Here is a 15441-nt window from a genome sequence, read left to right as displayed (position 1 = left end):
CCCATATCAGGTCGGTCGTTTTCTTATCGTAGTATTCAGCGGTCACGTTCAATCTTCCTTTCAGCAAACTTGCATCCACAGCAAAGTTGACCATCGCGGTTTTCTCCCATCTTAAATCAGGATTGGCATTTTGCGTGGCAAATACTGCCGTGGTGAAGTTACCCTGGTAATAGAAGGTTCCGGCGGCACCGTAACGGATCTTGGAGATCAGCGGGTTAAAGCCGAGCGAGTTGCCCGTAATACCATACCCTACACGCAATTTCAGGTCGCTGAACAGGTTTTGTCCTTTCATGAAACCTTCTTCTGAAATTCGCCAGGCGGCAGAACCTGCTGGGAAAGTACCCCACCTGTTGTTCTTGCCAAAAGCCGAAGAACCATCACGACGCAGCGATACCTGCATGATGTATTTACCACGATAATCGTAGTTAGCCCTTCCATAGAAAGAGATCAGTCTCAGTTTTTCGTAACTGTTCGTACCCCAGTCGGTCCGGAAGTTACCGGCGGGGCTGCCTAAACCAATGTTGCTATAGCCAAGATCGTCTGTAGGGAAGTTGCGGTTATTGGCCTGGAAGCCATCACCGTTCACATCCTGCTGCCAGCTGTAACCTGCGAGCAACCTGATATTGTGCGCATCAAAACGTTTGTCGTACGTGAAGTAAGACTCCAGCATATTACGCACGTTCTCGTACGAAGAGCGGTAGGCCTCGCCATTAAGACCCAGTTTCAACGCATAGTCGCGGTAGAAGTACTGGCCACGGTTGCTTACTTCTTTCTGGTTCGAGAAGCTCACGTTATACTTCAGGTCGAAAGGCAGTTTTACCTGCGCCGACACGCTTAATAAAGTAAGGTTGGTTTTTGTTTTTTCTGATGCCTTTTCCTGTAAGGCTACCGGGTTGTAATATTGCTGACGGGTAAGATCTTCGTTAAAAGCACCGTTGGCATTCAATACCGGCACTGTTGGTACGTAGCGCTGGGCGTTGTATAACACCAGGTCCTGGTCGGGACTTTTAGTAGCCACGCTCGATGAGTTGCTAAGGGTAACGCCCAGTGTAAGGTGATCGTTCAGCGCTTTCTGGCTCAGGTTTACCCGGCCAATTACGCGCGACAGTTCACTACCTTTCAGGATGCCCTGATTCTGGAAATAGTTTACACTGGCGGAGTACGTAGTATTTTCTGTACCACCGCTCAGGTTTACATTATGGTTCTGCACCAGCCCTGTCCTCGTTACTTCCTTCTGCCAGTCGGTATCAGCACCCTGCTGGTCGGCAGGTTTGGCCGATTTACCCATTTTGGTCAGGTAAGCTTCGCGTTGTGCAGCATCCATCATTTCAAGCAAACCGGTCGCCTGGTCAACGCCTGCATAACCGCTGTAAGTAACCGTAGCCTTGCCCTGTGCGCCGCGTTTAGTGGAGATGATGATCACACCATTGGCTGCGCGTGTACCGTAAATAGCGGTAGCCGAAGCGTCTTTCAGCACATCAATGCTTTCGATATCATCCGGTGCTATCAGTTTAAAATCTGCGCCCGGAATACCATCTATTACATAAAACGGTTCCTGTGCTGCCCCTGTTCTTAAAGTAGACGGGCCTCGCAGGCTAATGGAAGGACTGGCATTGGGATCGCCGGAACGGCTCACGGTAAGTCCCGCCACTTTGCCTTGCAGCAGCTGCGACGGACTGTTTAGCCCGCCCCTGTTAAAAGACGCTGCGTTCACAGTACTTACCGACGTACTTACCAGCTTCCTGCTTTGCGTGCCGTAACCAACCACTACTACTTCTCCCAATGCACCCGCCGACTCGGCCAGCATTACCTGCAAAGGAGCGTTTTGAGCGGCCGTAACCACCACCTGCGACACCGACAGTGTTTTGAAAGACATGCAGCTTATTTCGAGCGTATACGTGCCTTCTGGCACCTGCAGGCTAAAGTTGCCTTCCGCATCGGACACTGCGCCCTGGTTAAGGCCACTTATGCGAATGGTAGCACCCGGCACAGGATTGCCCTGCTTATCCGTTATACGACCGGAGAGTTTACCGTTAGACAGTGGTGCTTTGCGGTACACTACTATATTCTTCCCATCTTCTTCAAAGCTTGCCTGACTCTCACGGGCCAGGGCATCCAGTACGGAACTGAGGGTGCCGCTCACCTGGAGGTCGATATTGGCCACTTCGAAGTACGGATGATCTTTGTATACGAAGCGGTATTGCGTTTGTTGTTCTATTGCCCTGAAAGCGGCTTTAAGACTGCTATGACGCAGGTTAAGGCGCACAGGAGTATCGTTCAGCGGCTGTGCGCCGGTGGTGAACGAGCTGAGTACACTTATCATCGTGGTAAGTGACAATAACAGCAGTAAGGAACCGCATCGTTTTAATTTTCCTGCGGTACTCGTCCGCCGGCTTTTGTACTGTTTCATTATTACGTTCTTTATTGGCATTTACTAATAAATTGATGGTTGGTATGCATTACATTAGTCACAGGCAACGCCACTGATATAGATGTCTTTTCCGGAAATACGGTAAGTGAAATCTGAGTGCCTGCTTAACAGTTCCAGCACTTTATCAACAGGCAAACGTTCGAAGCTGCCGGTAAACCTGCAATTCTCCAGGCCTTTGTTTTCCAGGTGGATGTTTACGTTATACCACCTTTCCAGCACGATGCTGATATCGGCGAGGCGCTGGCCGTCGAAGGACAATACCCCGTCTTTCCAGGCATAGGCGTCGCCGGCGTGTGCAGGTTTGAGTACAGTGGCGGTGTGGGATTGTTTGTTGTAGATCAGCTCCTGCCCTGCCGTGAGTACCGGGTTGCGGGTACTTTCCCCGCTTACCCTTACCGCGCCGGTGGCCACGGTTACCCGCATGGCAGGCGCCTGCGGAAATGCGCTGATGTTAAAGGAGGTGCCGAGTACTTCAGTGGTCAGCTGCGCATGATGCACTTTAAAGGGCTGCTGCGCGTTTTCGGCCACTTCAAAAAAGGCCTCTCCGTCCAGCGTTACTTCACGGTGTTTTCGGTTATAGGCGTCATTATAAGAAATGGTACTGCCCGAATTGAGGTGTACAATGGTTTGGTCGGGCATGGTTACCACCTTCCGCTCGCCGGGCCCGGCGGAGAAGGTGTATAATGTTGGTTCGTTAAGGGTATTGCTGCGATTCAGCCATAAAGCCGCGCCGGATAATAGCAGCACAGCGGCTGCGGCGGCGGGCCAGTAACGAAGGATATTTGTTCTTTTGGGTTGTACTTTACCAAGGATGTTTTTAATACGTTGATGGCTTTGTACATCGGGCGCGAACACTTCCTGCTGGTAACGTTGTTCCCATAACGAAGTGGTGAGCCGGCCGGCTTCTTCCGCTGCCCATGGCTGGGCCATCAGCATAAAAAATTCTTGTTCTTCTTCTGTAGTCAGGTCGTTATCGACATATTTCCAGAAGAGTTCCTGCAAACGTTGCTTGTTCATACTAATTAGACAATGCTAAAAAGCTGAACGGCCTATCCGCCTATGTTAACTAAATATTAAGCCTAAAAAAGCAGCGTCACCAGCAGCATATAAATAAGGTCGGACATCAGCTGGCGCATGGTGAGGTAAGATTTACCGAGTTGGTTTTTCACTGTATGGGGCGATAGGTCCAACAATCGGCCTATTTCTTCTATGGTAAGTCCCTCGCGGGTTTTGAGCAGGAAAATCTCTTTACGTTTAGGCGGCAATTGCGCTACAAGGTCGTTCACGATCCGCATATAATCCTTCAGGTTGATGTCTTCTTCCGGCGCCACCTGCAGTTCGGCCATACCCGCATATTTTTCCTCGCGGGCATAACGGGCGGCTTTTTCCCTGATCATATTCAACGCCCTGTTTTTAGTTAAAGTATGTAACCAGGCACCTACCGATTCAATACTACCGATTGTTTCCCGGCTTTCCCAAAGCCGGATAAAAGCATCCTGCGTAATTTCTTCCGCCAGTTCTTCTGAACGTACGAGTTTAAGGGAAAAGTGATAGATACGGGGTTCGTAACGGACCATCAGTTCCCTGAAAGCGCTCATATCTCCCTGTGCGATCTGTAATAGAATTGCTGCATCCGACATCTCCTGCATAGCCTGTTGGTTCTTTGTAGATGCGGCGAAGGTAGCATTGTAGTGTTATCTTAATGTTATGGAATCTACGGGATTTAATCTTCCTGTTCACTCTAAAATTAAACATGGCTGTACAAATAAGTTCATCCCCCACTCCGTCCGTCATTTCATAAACTGGCCCCGGATGTCGGAATAAAAGACAAACAGATTAGCTTCGCCGTTGGCATTGGCATAACTTCGAAACTCAAACGGAGCGTATTGCACGTATTCATCATCGAAACTCCAACCTGGTAAAGGTCAATTATCTACATATCCCGAACGTGATGAATATCAATTACCACTTTATTCCTGAATGCTAACACATAGCAGTTATCTCTCATTCCCAGCCATCGGCTGCTGCAAGGCCGCGGTCACTACCAGTCACTTTAACCAAAAAAAAAACGGGCTGCAAAACTGCTGCACACCGGATTCTTAACATTGCTTGTTGTTACCTCGATAGTAATGAAAACCGTTAACCATAAAATTGACACACGATGCTTAAGACATATTTCAAAGAGCTTATTCTGAAACGAAATTTTAACAATTTTCAACCTTTAACCACGTAGCGATCATCCAATAATATCTGCTCCTATTTTCCTGGCGACTCACGCGCCATGTGAACGCCATACCGATATGGAATTTTCGACACCTTATTTATGCCCTTTTCATTTACTACATGAAAAGCGTTTCTGACACTTATTTTAAGATGCAAGTAGATGCCAAGATGTTTACCTAAAATTTATTACTATGAGATTTCAAATTGCAGGTATGTCCTCCGGTTGTATCAGTGTTTTCAATGAACTTCCGGAAGAATACGAACAATATCGATGTAGCTATGCCAAACCCTTGTTTATAAGTACCCCCGTTGCTGACATCATTTACCACGAACGCCACCTGCGCGACTGCTCCATCAGTAACCATGTAGTTATCGCAAAAAAACCGGTGGTGATGCAACCGGTGATATCAGAAGAATACAGTTCGATCAACTGCATGTTGCAGGGCTCACTTAAAATATGTTTCGACGAGCAGGAACCCATCTGGCAACTACAAGGCCAGTACAGTGTATTCCAGTTCGGCGATCAACGATTGCGCGCATTCCTACGTCCAGGTGTTTACGAAATTCAGCACTTCAACTACAACATATCCTTGCTCCGGCATCACCAGGAACTGGCCGATGTGCTGGAAGAATGGGCCAGTGCGGCTGAGAACCATCGCTGTGCGAAAGTAAGTCATTATTCAGGACTTATTTGGGACGGGCTTTACCAGATCATCAAAGAAATTAAAAATACGCCTGTCAATACGCAGCTACAGAAATGCGATATGGAATACAGGACGAAACATCTTCTGCTGAAGCTGGTAGATAATTTATCGGACACACAATGTATAGACGAGGATATATATGAAACTATTGCGTTGTACCTAAAAAACAATATGGACAAAAAAATCACTTTGCAGGATTTGTCGCTACGCTATGCCATGAGCAGCTCTAAGCTGCGGCAAGGATTCCATAAACATTTCGGCTTCACCCTCATGGAATATTTTACCAACGAGCGGATGAAAGCCGCAAAACAAATGTTACAGGAAGGCCTCAACTCCATTTCGCAGATTGCAGATTCCTTAGCGTATCAAAGCGCAAGCGCATTCTCTAAAGAGTTTAAAAAGTATTTCGGCGTAGCACCTACGAAATCGATGATTAAGAATGTCATTTAGGACAATTAATTGTGTCACCTAGGACAAGAAAGTGGGGAATATAAGGCGGATCTTTGAGGTGTTGTTATGAGAGACGATAATAAACGAAGAAGCCTAAGACGAAAGATGTTTGTTTAAACCGAAATGAATAAGAACATGAAAACTCGTGCCATCATTATTGAGATTATCTGCTGTCTGTTTATTGCGATGTTCTTATATGCTGCGATAACAAAATTAACAGATTATCATAACTCGTTCCTTAAAATGCTCAATCAGCCCTTCGATAATAAATACGCACCATTTATGACCTGGGCCGTTCCGGCAGTCGAAATCATCATATCCTCGCTACTTATTTCTGAAAAAACACGGCGTATTGGACTATATGCTGCTACAGGACTGATGTTGATCTTTAGCGGATATGTAACCTTTGTATTATCAGGGTACTATAACGGCGTAGTGCCATGCAGTTGCGGTGGATTTCTCAGTTCAATGAACTGGACGCAACATCTCCTATTCAATCTGTTTTTTGTTGCCATCGGCGTTGTAGCGCTTTTCTTCCACAAAAGAAAAAATGCGCACAGAGAGACAAGAACATCTAATGTATACGCGTGATGAAAATACATCTGCCAGCATCATGGTTCCTGCTAGTGATATGTATACTCACATTATCTTTCAGGAAAGGCCCAACTGGATACTTCGGAGTGCGGATTGGCAATGATTTTATATGGGCTGGAACGATCAATGACAGCTGTGGGCACAGTATTTACGATCCAAGGACACTGGCAGTATACATAGAAACCTATGAACCGGATTCAATTGTGCGTTCACTGAGAAACAGGTTTCCAGACACCTACACGAAGATAGAAGGAATTGGCTACTACTTTGAAGCATGCCAAAAGTAAAAGTATCAAAGATATTTATGCGCTATAAATAACAGTTATCCTTTCTGCAAAAAAGGACCTCATAAATCCATTATTAATTATAAAAAACCAAAAAGATGAAACAGATTAAATTCTTCATGCTCGGAGCAGCATTGATCACTGGCATCGGCGGTGCCCTGGCATTCAACACTACAGCTACTACTTTCTACGGTGTAAAAGTTGGTACTGATGCTAAATGGACTACTGTAAACCCAATTCCAAATGGTGACGAGTGTCTGTCTGACGCAGTTGCTTTAGCTTGCTCTATCCAGTCTGATCGTCCGGTTGCAGAAGTAGAAGCACTGACTAATCAGTTCCCTTCTCAATATGCTAGCCCAGTTGATCTGAACAAGATCTATAAATAAGATAAAAGGGGGCTGATAACCAGCCCCCTTTTTATTTTCATTTTATGTATGGGTTAAAGCGGTATTGATACCAAAGAAATAAAAACGTTCACTCTGTAGACGAATTTCCCATCAGTCATTCCCCTCATTTGAGACTGATATTGTCAAAAGCTGCGTTTACAACTCAAAAAGAAGCTATGAAACAGATAAAATACCCAATACTAGTAATGATATTATCAACTTGTATTAGTAGTGCTCAGGCATTTAAAACTACTAGCACTACATTCTATGGCATCAAAGTAGGTGTCGATGTCAAATGGACTACTTTGGCTCCAAACGAAGACACTGAATGCCTTCCGGATGCCGTGGCACTTGCCTGCTCGATACAATCTGATCGCCCTGTTGCAGAGCTAGAAGCATTGATCAACCAATTCCCCATACAATTCACAAATCTAGTGGGACCTAACAAGATATTTAAGTAGCAATAAATAAGACAATCATCATCCTTTGCAGTACTCAAGATATAATATAGCTACAGAGCAATCAAAACCCAGAACGAAATTAACGCTACAAAAGTTCATTTAGAGCAGCTTCGAGATCCATACCACCATCGATATCCGGCATTTTAAATTGCCGGGAGAGCTTACTCTTACTATCGATCAATATAATAGAGGGAAATGCATCTATACCGTAATAAGAAAAAATAGCATGCTTTGCCCCTTCCCCGTTTGAATATAGATTGGTAGCCTCACTACTAGTATATATACCTTCCGAAAGGCCCGACAACCATTTTTCTTTCGTTTTATCACAGCTTACGCTTATAAACGCAATTTCTTTCCCCTTATACAAGCGCATGTATCGCTCGATATACGGTTTAATTCTTGGGCATGCAGGACAACCGGTGTACCAATAGTCTATCAATACCACTTTTCCTTTAAAGTCATTCATTGTCCACACCCGTCCTGTTACATCCTGCAGGGAAAACTCAAACGCGTTACGCCCTTTTCTTCTCTTTTCATCAAGATCTGCAATGATGGTCCTGAAATCTGGATTAATTTCAAAAAAGGTCAAAGCGTCTGTAACAAACCGGCTCATATCGTTACGTGTGCGCGCATTAGACACTATTAAATTAGCTAAAATGGCTTCTCTCAAAAGACCTGAATACTTCTCTTTAAAGTATGTGTAACATTGCGGGAAATCAAAACTTCTACCCTTCAAAGTACAAGAATCAAAGTTAAACCGGCTAATTAGCCCATCTATGTATTCTCCCGAATAGCTAAAGTTATCATCCATCGTCGCGTCGTGCATAGAATCGATATTTAACCCTGATTTATAACGCTTTAAATCATTTAAAGCGATAGGACGGTCTTCTATTGCTATTCTTTTAAAAGAATAATATGGTTGGTTAATTATGCCAAATAAATCTGCAGCCATTACCTTATAGGCCAATTGGCTCAGCTGTGGTCTAATTTGATCTAATAGCTTAAAACTGCGATAAAAGACAGAATCAGACAATTCTAAGTAAAGCTTAAATTTCGTTCCATCCAAAAGTTTTACGCCTTTCCATAACTGGTTGCTCACTTCTGTACATTTAGCTCTAAAACTGTTTTTAACCTCACCTCTACCTGAAAAAACAAGCTTGTTATTCGAAAAATCAACTACAAGACTATCCCCATTCTCCAGCAGGCCGAAGCACAATCTTGGCCCCGGAACCATAATTGTAAAATGACAAATATTGGTACGGAATGAAGCCGGCAATCGAAACTGCCCATCTACCACTAACACCTTGTGCGTTTGAGCAAATGAGCTGGAAAGACGGGAACTATAAGAAAATACATTAATCAAAACAGTATCTCCGTCTTTAAGTGAATCTCCTTTCCCAATAATCAGCGCCGTGCTTATCGAATAGGATACTCCTGGCACCAGCACGAGCGCAATTAAAAAAAACAAACAGTACTTTGCCACCTCTTTCATAAAACAACACATTTTCAATTAGTAAATATCAGTGTTAAAAACGCAATACAACAACCTTTTGTCATAAATGGTCGTCATCTATCATTCTGCGCAACACCCGTCAACTGAACTTCCATAAGCGGAATTGACAGCGCATATCTTTTGTCTCCCACAGGCAACGTATATACAGTCCCTTTAACCGTGCGAGAAATCGAAGTAGCGAAACGCGGATCTTTCCCCAACCGACGTAGATCTGCCCATCGAGTACCTCTAAAAATGAGCTCCTTCTTTCGCTCATTGAGAATGAGCTTTAAGGCTGTCTCCTCGTCGCCGGCCGTTAATGGCACGAAAAAACCTGTCTTAAATCTATTTATCAACAACTTGTTTAAATCAGTCATTGCATCACCGACACGCGCCAATCGAGCATTACACTCCGCTCTTATTAACAGTATTTCATCTGTCGCGAGGCCTGAAAATCGAAAGTTTATCAATTTGAACTCATAAGACCCCTTGAACCTAATTTGCCCACCTGTTGTCTGAAAAAAGGCAGTTTTCCTCAGGTCGTTCACGTCATACTGCTTATAAAGTGTAGAGTCAACGATCGCCGCCCTGGTACGAGAAATATTAGTACCCGATTGAACAATGTGAAAAATGTCTTCTGATAAAGGATACTGACTATTAACCGTCAAAAAATTAGTCGTCGGAATCACTAGTTTATTATAATCAAAAATTGAGTTCTTAGCCATAAGGGTTTCGTCAGCATACTTCCATGCGTTTGCAAAATCGCCCATCGTTAAGTATACACGAGCAAGCATTGCCTTCGCGGCCACTTTATTGGGCAATGTGGGAAAGTCACTTGTTGCCGGCAACATGGACTCAGCGGCCTCCAGATCGGCAATAATTTGAATATACGTCTGCATAATTGTCGACCTGTCTACCTTTTCGTTAAAATTAGCATTCAGACGAAGGGGAAGTCCTGGTAATGATACGGCTGTCGCTGCATCGTATGGCAGTGTAAAAATCTGTGCAAGGGAATAATAAGAATAAGCTCTGAAAAAAAGTGCGCTGCCTTTTATCCTATCAAATTCGGCATCTCCCAGTGGATCGTCTTTAAAACCAGGTAATGCGTCGAGAATTGCATTGGAATAATATATCCGTCTGTAACCATCTCCCCAGTCGAATACAATATCCTGGATAGAAAACAAGTCCTTTGCCCAGACATATGAATTTCTTTCGGCACTGGGACAATTGGCCCATTCATCGTCCGTAACATAAAATTCGTCCGCCGACACAGTCGTAAACGCGACATCATTGTTATTAAAGACCGACTCATTATTCAATAAAGTACGGCAATCGTTAAGGCTAGATATTGTAAATAAGACTTCATTCGGCTTCGTATCCAGAAAATCCTTTTCTCGCCCGCAACCAAGTCCGAAAGCAATTAGCCCCAAACTAATAAACAATACTGATATCCTTTTCATATTACATCTATTTAGAAGTTAGCCCTCACACCAAGGGAATAAGAACGAGGTACAGGATAAACACCTGTTGAATTCATGTCCAGGTCCGGATCCAGTCCAACAGCATTTGCCCGCCAAAGTATACCTACGTTATTAACGTAAGCATAAACCTGTAAGGAGCTGAGTACACGCGTTCCTATTAGACTAGAAAAGTCATAACTGAGATTTATGTCTTGAAAACGTATATGATCCCCTTTTTCTACCAGGGCTGAAGAAAGCTTATAAAACAATTCGCGATTAGTATTATATGGAGGATACTGCAGGGAGGGAACATTTGTGACCACCTCGTCGCCGGGCTTCTGCCATCTGCTATAAAAGTCTTTATGGGCCACCCAAGGCATATTCTCATATGTCATGGATGATCTTCTAAAATAGTAGCGGAATTTATAGATCAAATTAAACGAAAGAGAAAAACCCTTGTAAGAAAGATCATTTCGCAATGAGCCAAAAACAACAGGCCTGGCCGCCCCATGAAACATCATACTATCTGTTGTTGTTCTTGCAAAGATTGCAGCATAATCCTTGCTGGTACTCTTTCCCAAATACCCCATTGGATCTCCATTAGCAGGGTCTAGCCCAGCCCAGCGATAGCTGTAGATTGCAAATAGCGGCCGCCCTTTCAATGGTACTACCGAACTGGCCGTACTTTGCAAAATATAGCTATTTGTCTTTTGTACCACATCATAGTCAGTAACTTTATCCTTTACGTAGCTAAATAAAACACTACTAGACCATTTAAATGCAGCGGTATTCACATTAATGCTATTGAGCATCACATCTACACCTTTTGTCGAAGTGCTGGATGTGTTACCGAAAAAAGAAGCATTTCCTGTGGAAGGCGCCAGCGGCGATTGTCCGAAAAGATCAACCCCCTTTTTATTATATACCTCTACACTTCCTGACAAACGTTGATTCTTAGAGGCAAAGTCCAGCCCAATATTGAATACCTTCACTTTCTCCCACCTCAGCTCAGGGTTTCCTAATGCATTTATCATAGAATAAGGCTGGGCATAAAATCCAGATGGCAATGGCATCTGCAACAGTGTTGTTTGTGCGGCTACGGTTTTATTAATGTTACCATTATATCCGTATGTCACGCGTAACTTTCCCATCGGTAGCCAGTCCAGTCCATAAAATGCCTCCTCACTAAAAATCCATCCCAGTCCTGAAGAAAACAGTGGCACCCCTTTTTGATTGGTTTCAACCCCAAACAAGTTCGATTTATCTATCCTTCCGCTAACGGATAATAAATATCGTCCAAGATAACTGTAAGACGCGTTGCCATAATAAGAAACAAAATGATCTGTGGTTTTACTAAAACCGACCGGATTAGGAATCTGGGAAGAACCAGATGGGATAATAGGGAATGTTGTCAGATAATCGACTGCTGGCGTTGAGGCGCCAGTTTTCTTATTATAGCCATAAGCAATATTGTTATTGCCGCTACTTACAATATCACTCAGTTCACTACCAAGAATTGCCGTCACTACATGCTGATGTTCGAAATTCCTGTTAAAACTGAGTTGCGCACGCAGGCGGTTGGAAGAAAGATCACCTAGAAATTGCTGAAGAATACCTCCACGGGGCACGGGATAAGACAAAACATTACCCGGTTTGAATTGTGTAAACGAGTTGATGAGATTTCTTGCATAATAACTGGAATCGCTATAATAAATTCTGTTAACAGTAGAAGCTCGCTGATTTTGATAGATAACTTCCGCGCTTAACGAATTAACAATCTGATATCTGACACCAAACTTCACCCTTGTGTCCGTTGCTTTGGTCGAATTATCCGCGATTGCCAATTCATTTAGCGGATTATACTTCCAATTCAGCCCCCCCCCGCCAACAGTATCGGTGTAAGCATCTGATAAATTCCTTAACACAGTGGCATTTTTGCCATTATCATCTGTAAGACGCGCATAAGGGTACATGCTACCTTTAGACGTGCCGCGCGATATAACCTGCAGCTGACTTAATGTATTGTTTTGTTCAGCCTCGGATTGGATGTAGTTAACAGCAACCGAGAGTGTAAGCTTTTTTATTGGGTAGAAATTGTATTCGGAGTTTAATGTAAATCGGTCATCGTTATTTCGAACGCGTCCGTCCTTTTTATCGTCGTACCCGAGCGAAAAGAAAAAATCGCTATTATTTCCGCCTCCCCGAAGATTTATCGCATACTGCTGGGCGAACGATTGTCTATAATAATACTTTGAAATGTCATTTCTAACATCGTTACCACGCCAGGAATCAATGATGCCATATGCCGTAACTGAATCTAATTTACCTCGTTTTACTTTATCCATGAGTTCAATTACAGGTGAGGTAGTAATGCCTTCATTGGATGCCAGATCAGTGTTGTAAACTCCTCTCCTAAATAACTCCTGTTCTATATTTATAAAGTCACTCGCCGCTATAAAATTAGGATTATAGAATATATCCGTTTTTTCTCCCAATGTCATATTGGCGTTGAATTCCATCTGTAGTTTTTGATTCCGTCGTCCTTTTTTTGTCGTAATAACGATCACTCCATTTCCAGACCTCGCACCCCATATCGACGCGGCCGCAGCATCTTTCAGTATACTTATCGATTCAATATCGTTTGGATTAATATTATTAATATTCCCGTCATAAGGAAAGTTATCTACGACAATCAATGGCTGAGCATTAGCGAAAAGCGTACTTTGGCCACGCACTGTGATGTCTACCTCCCCATTTGAGGCGGAAGTAGTGTTTCTGTTAAAAAGAAGACCTGGTACAATACCCTCCAACCTGCTCAAAGCACTTGCTCCTACTCTCCTGTTTACCATTCTATTGTTAACGAAGGAAAACGAGCCAGTAATACGTTCCTGCGGAATTCGTTCATATCCGGTTGATACCACTTCCACCGTTTGGATATCTTGTGGCGCAATTTGCAACGCGAAATTCAATTCCCCGCTACCTTCCACTTTTGACTGCTTAGGAAGAAAGCCAACAGAAGTAATAAAAATTATACTACGACTATTGATCTTCAAATTATATTTACCCTCACCATTCGTCATTGTTCCTGCATTGGATCCTTTCACGCCAATGGATACCCCCTCAAGCGGCTTGCCTGATGTATCTGTAACAGTTCCGTATATTTCCACCACCTGTGCATTTCCTTTCTCTTCAGTCGCCCTATTCCCCTCCTTCACCCTCCTCCTCAAAATCACATTACTCCCCTCATACCTCCAACTAATCTCCCGCGGCGCTAACAACTCCCCGAGTACGTCGTCGAGTTTGGCATTCTCGCGGCTAATGGATACGAGGTCGCCGGAACGGACCAGGCCTGATGCATAGTTGAACCGGACTTTCGCCCCGCGCTCCAACGTCTTAAGGGCTGTGGAAATTGGTTGGTTGGTAATATTTATTCTGATAACCCGTTGGCCTGCATCTGCCACCTGGGCCTGTAATGCCTTGACAGGCAAAAGGAAGAAACAAATAATCGGCAGGCAAAACCGATTGAGTAGATGTCGGAACATGCAACAGCTTTTTTTGGTTGAACAATATAATCAGCACACCCGTACTACAGTGGCATTACTGACGGTTTAAATATGCATAAGCCAAATTAGAGCCGGCTACCGTAATATTACGGAACGCCGGATGCCGGACGTGTTACTATACGCCCGGTGTTTTATAACAGTTGGTTTTCGGCTTACCTGTTAATGAATAATGTTCCGTCAGTGATAGGAAAAGAAATGGAGTGGTGACAAATGCCCCCGACCGCAGCGTGGAAAAATCCAGGCACACGGCACGTAATACTAATAAAGATAAAGCTCCCTTCTCTTTTAATTGACGCATATTGATTCCATTTCTAAATAGCCAGACAATATTCTTTGTCTCTTTTACTAAACCGGAGAAGGTATTCTCGTTTCCTGGTATAGGTGACCCCGGCGCAACCATTAGCCGGCAGTATTCACATGATAATAAAACTGTCCTTCGAACATTCACGACGACTGTTACAATACCTACAGTCCGCCCTGATAATGTAAAAGCGGGAAACATTTCAAACTGTAACATCGATTTTCCATCTTTTTTTAAGAAAATGTTATCTTTTCAGAGAAAGCATTAACGGGCGGTTAACAAAAAATAGCCGCTAATACCATGTCAAAAAGCGGACGTAACACGATAATTGTATATAAAACGATTAACAATTTCTATCTTTGCTACCGTATATACGATAACTCACCTTTATTTGGGTTACGCCAATCTACCTCCTCCCTCCATTTTCGCTTAGCCCGACAAAAACATTAAAAAACCAGACTTTCACGCTGATATCGGGATGTAATGAACGACACCTCTACCCATACTGACGAACATCTGCTGGAAAGGCTCAGAGCAGGAAGCGACCAGGCTTTTGTAGAAATATATAATCGTTTCTGGCGTATCCTCAGAGCGCAGGCCTTTTATTTCACGCAAGATAGCTTTCTCGCTGAAGATATCGTGCAGGAAGTGTTTGCCTGGGTGTGGAAAAACCGGGAACAGATGAATACGTCTATTCGCCTGGAAACCTACCTCATCCGCGCGACCATTAATACCTGCATCGACGATAAAAGAAAAGAAAAGACACTAGCCGCCCGTAAGAAACTGTATGCTTATGTGCTGGATGCTCATTACGAACCGCGGAGCAATATGGAGGACGACCAGCTGGGGCAACTACTGAAGAAAGCGATTGGGGAAATCAACCCCGCTACCAGGAAAGCCTTCGAGAAGGCTTATATCGATCAACAGAAAACCAGCCATATTGCCGAAGAACTGGGTATTTCTCACCAGGATGTACGCAACCGTATCAGCAGAGCTTTGAAAATTTTACGCACGTCGCTCTCTCATCTCCGGATTTTCTAGATTTCCTTTCTGCTTAAAGACAGCCTGTTTCGTATTGTGAATGTTACATTA

Annotated in this window: 11 protein-coding genes; 4 read left to right on the top strand and 7 right to left on the bottom strand. The window is 43.8% G+C overall.

What is annotated here, in order from left to right; all coding sequences use genetic code 11:
• From QZT80_RS07130 to QZT80_RS07120, 3 genes are all read right to left on the bottom strand, one after another.
• The coding region (locus QZT80_RS07130) for a SusC/RagA family TonB-linked outer membrane protein (RefSeq protein WP_295119761.1) at positions 1 to 2410 on the bottom strand (2410 nt) is incomplete at its 3' end.
• A gap of 54 nt (positions 2411 to 2464) precedes the next feature.
• Positions 2465 to 3448, bottom strand: coding sequence for a FecR domain-containing protein (locus tag QZT80_RS07125; RefSeq protein WP_295119758.1), 984 nt, complete (start codon positions 3446 to 3448; stop codon positions 2465 to 2467).
• Positions 3449 to 3510: 62 nt separating this feature from the next.
• The gene (locus tag QZT80_RS07120) at positions 3511 to 4080 is read right to left on the bottom strand and encodes an RNA polymerase sigma factor (RefSeq protein WP_295119755.1); all 570 of its coding nucleotides are present in this window, start codon (positions 4078 to 4080) and stop codon (positions 3511 to 3513) included.
• 765 nt (positions 4081 to 4845) lie between these two features.
• Here QZT80_RS07120 and QZT80_RS07115 point away from each other — a divergent pair.
• The 3 genes from QZT80_RS07115 to QZT80_RS07105 all read left to right on the top strand — a co-directional run bounded on the left by QZT80_RS07115 (position 4846) and on the right by QZT80_RS07105 (position 7072).
• Positions 4846 to 5808 (top strand): AraC family transcriptional regulator, encoded by a 963-nt coding sequence (locus QZT80_RS07115; protein ID WP_295119752.1) that lies wholly within the window; start codon positions 4846 to 4848, stop codon positions 5806 to 5808.
• Positions 5809 to 5943: 135 nt separating this feature from the next.
• On the top strand, positions 5944 to 6399 hold the full coding sequence (locus QZT80_RS07110; protein ID WP_295119749.1) for a MauE/DoxX family redox-associated membrane protein: 456 nt from the start codon (positions 5944 to 5946) through the stop codon (positions 6397 to 6399).
• 385 nt (positions 6400 to 6784) lie between these two features.
• Positions 6785 to 7072 carry a hypothetical protein gene (locus QZT80_RS07105; RefSeq protein ID WP_295119743.1) on the top strand — a complete coding sequence of 96 codons (288 nt, stop codon included), beginning with the start codon at positions 6785 to 6787 and terminating at the stop codon, positions 7070 to 7072.
• A gap of 546 nt (positions 7073 to 7618) precedes the next feature.
• On the opposite strand, the gene QZT80_RS07100 is transcribed toward QZT80_RS07105, so the two are convergent.
• From QZT80_RS07100 to QZT80_RS07085, 4 genes are all read right to left on the bottom strand, one after another.
• On the bottom strand, positions 7619 to 9025 hold the full coding sequence (locus tag QZT80_RS07100; protein WP_295119740.1) for a TlpA disulfide reductase family protein: 1407 nt from the start codon (positions 9023 to 9025) through the stop codon (positions 7619 to 7621).
• A 74-nt stretch (positions 9026 to 9099) separates the two neighbouring features.
• Complete coding sequence (locus QZT80_RS07095) at positions 9100 to 10485, bottom strand: RagB/SusD family nutrient uptake outer membrane protein (RefSeq protein ID WP_295119737.1); 1386 nt, start codon at positions 10483 to 10485, stop codon at positions 9100 to 9102.
• Positions 10486 to 10496: 11 nt separating this feature from the next.
• Complete coding sequence (locus QZT80_RS07090) at positions 10497 to 14027, bottom strand: SusC/RagA family TonB-linked outer membrane protein (RefSeq protein WP_295119734.1); 3531 nt, start codon at positions 14025 to 14027, stop codon at positions 10497 to 10499.
• A gap of 136 nt (positions 14028 to 14163) precedes the next feature.
• Positions 14164 to 14565, bottom strand: a complete 402-nt coding sequence (locus QZT80_RS07085) for a hypothetical protein (RefSeq protein WP_295119731.1) — start codon at positions 14563 to 14565, stop codon at positions 14164 to 14166.
• Between the two features lie 267 nt (positions 14566 to 14832).
• Between QZT80_RS07085 and QZT80_RS07080 the strand changes: the two genes are divergently transcribed.
• On the top strand, positions 14833 to 15390 hold the full coding sequence (locus QZT80_RS07080) for a sigma-70 family RNA polymerase sigma factor (RefSeq protein WP_295119728.1): 558 nt from the start codon (positions 14833 to 14835) through the stop codon (positions 15388 to 15390).
• Positions 15391 to 15441: the final 51 nt, after the last annotated feature.

Source organism: uncultured Chitinophaga sp., from assembly GCF_902168175.1.
In the GTDB taxonomy this organism is placed as follows: domain Bacteria; phylum Bacteroidota; class Bacteroidia; order Chitinophagales; family Chitinophagaceae; genus Chitinophaga.
This window is presented reverse-complemented; position numbering and strand designations above follow the sequence as displayed.

What these genes read in the sequence shown, in the direction of transcription:
- QZT80_RS07115 (WP_295119752.1), top strand. Translation starts at nt 4,846, where the DNA reads ATGAGATTTCAAATTGCAGGTATGTCCTCCGGTTGTATCAGTGTTTTC.
- QZT80_RS07080 (WP_295119728.1), top strand. Translation starts at nt 14,833, where the DNA reads ATGAACGACACCTCTACCCATACTGACGAACATCTGCTGGAAAGGCTC.
- QZT80_RS07120 (WP_295119755.1), bottom strand. Translation starts at nt 4,080, where the DNA reads ATGCAGGAGATGTCGGATGCAGCAATTCTATTACAGATCGCACAGGGA.
- QZT80_RS07100 (WP_295119740.1), bottom strand. Translation starts at nt 9,025, where the DNA reads ATGAAAGAGGTGGCAAAGTACTGTTTGTTTTTTTTAATTGCGCTCGTG.
- QZT80_RS07085 (WP_295119731.1), bottom strand. Translation starts at nt 14,565, where the DNA reads ATGTTACAGTTTGAAATGTTTCCCGCTTTTACATTATCAGGGCGGACT.
- QZT80_RS07105 (WP_295119743.1), top strand. Translation starts at nt 6,785, where the DNA reads ATGAAACAGATTAAATTCTTCATGCTCGGAGCAGCATTGATCACTGGC.
- QZT80_RS07095 (WP_295119737.1), bottom strand. Translation starts at nt 10,485, where the DNA reads ATGAAAAGGATATCAGTATTGTTTATTAGTTTGGGGCTAATTGCTTTC.
- QZT80_RS07125 (WP_295119758.1), bottom strand. Translation starts at nt 3,448, where the DNA reads ATGAACAAGCAACGTTTGCAGGAACTCTTCTGGAAATATGTCGATAAC.
- QZT80_RS07090 (WP_295119734.1), bottom strand. Translation starts at nt 14,027, where the DNA reads ATGTTCCGACATCTACTCAATCGGTTTTGCCTGCCGATTATTTGTTTC.
- QZT80_RS07110 (WP_295119749.1), top strand. Translation starts at nt 5,944, where the DNA reads ATGAAAACTCGTGCCATCATTATTGAGATTATCTGCTGTCTGTTTATT.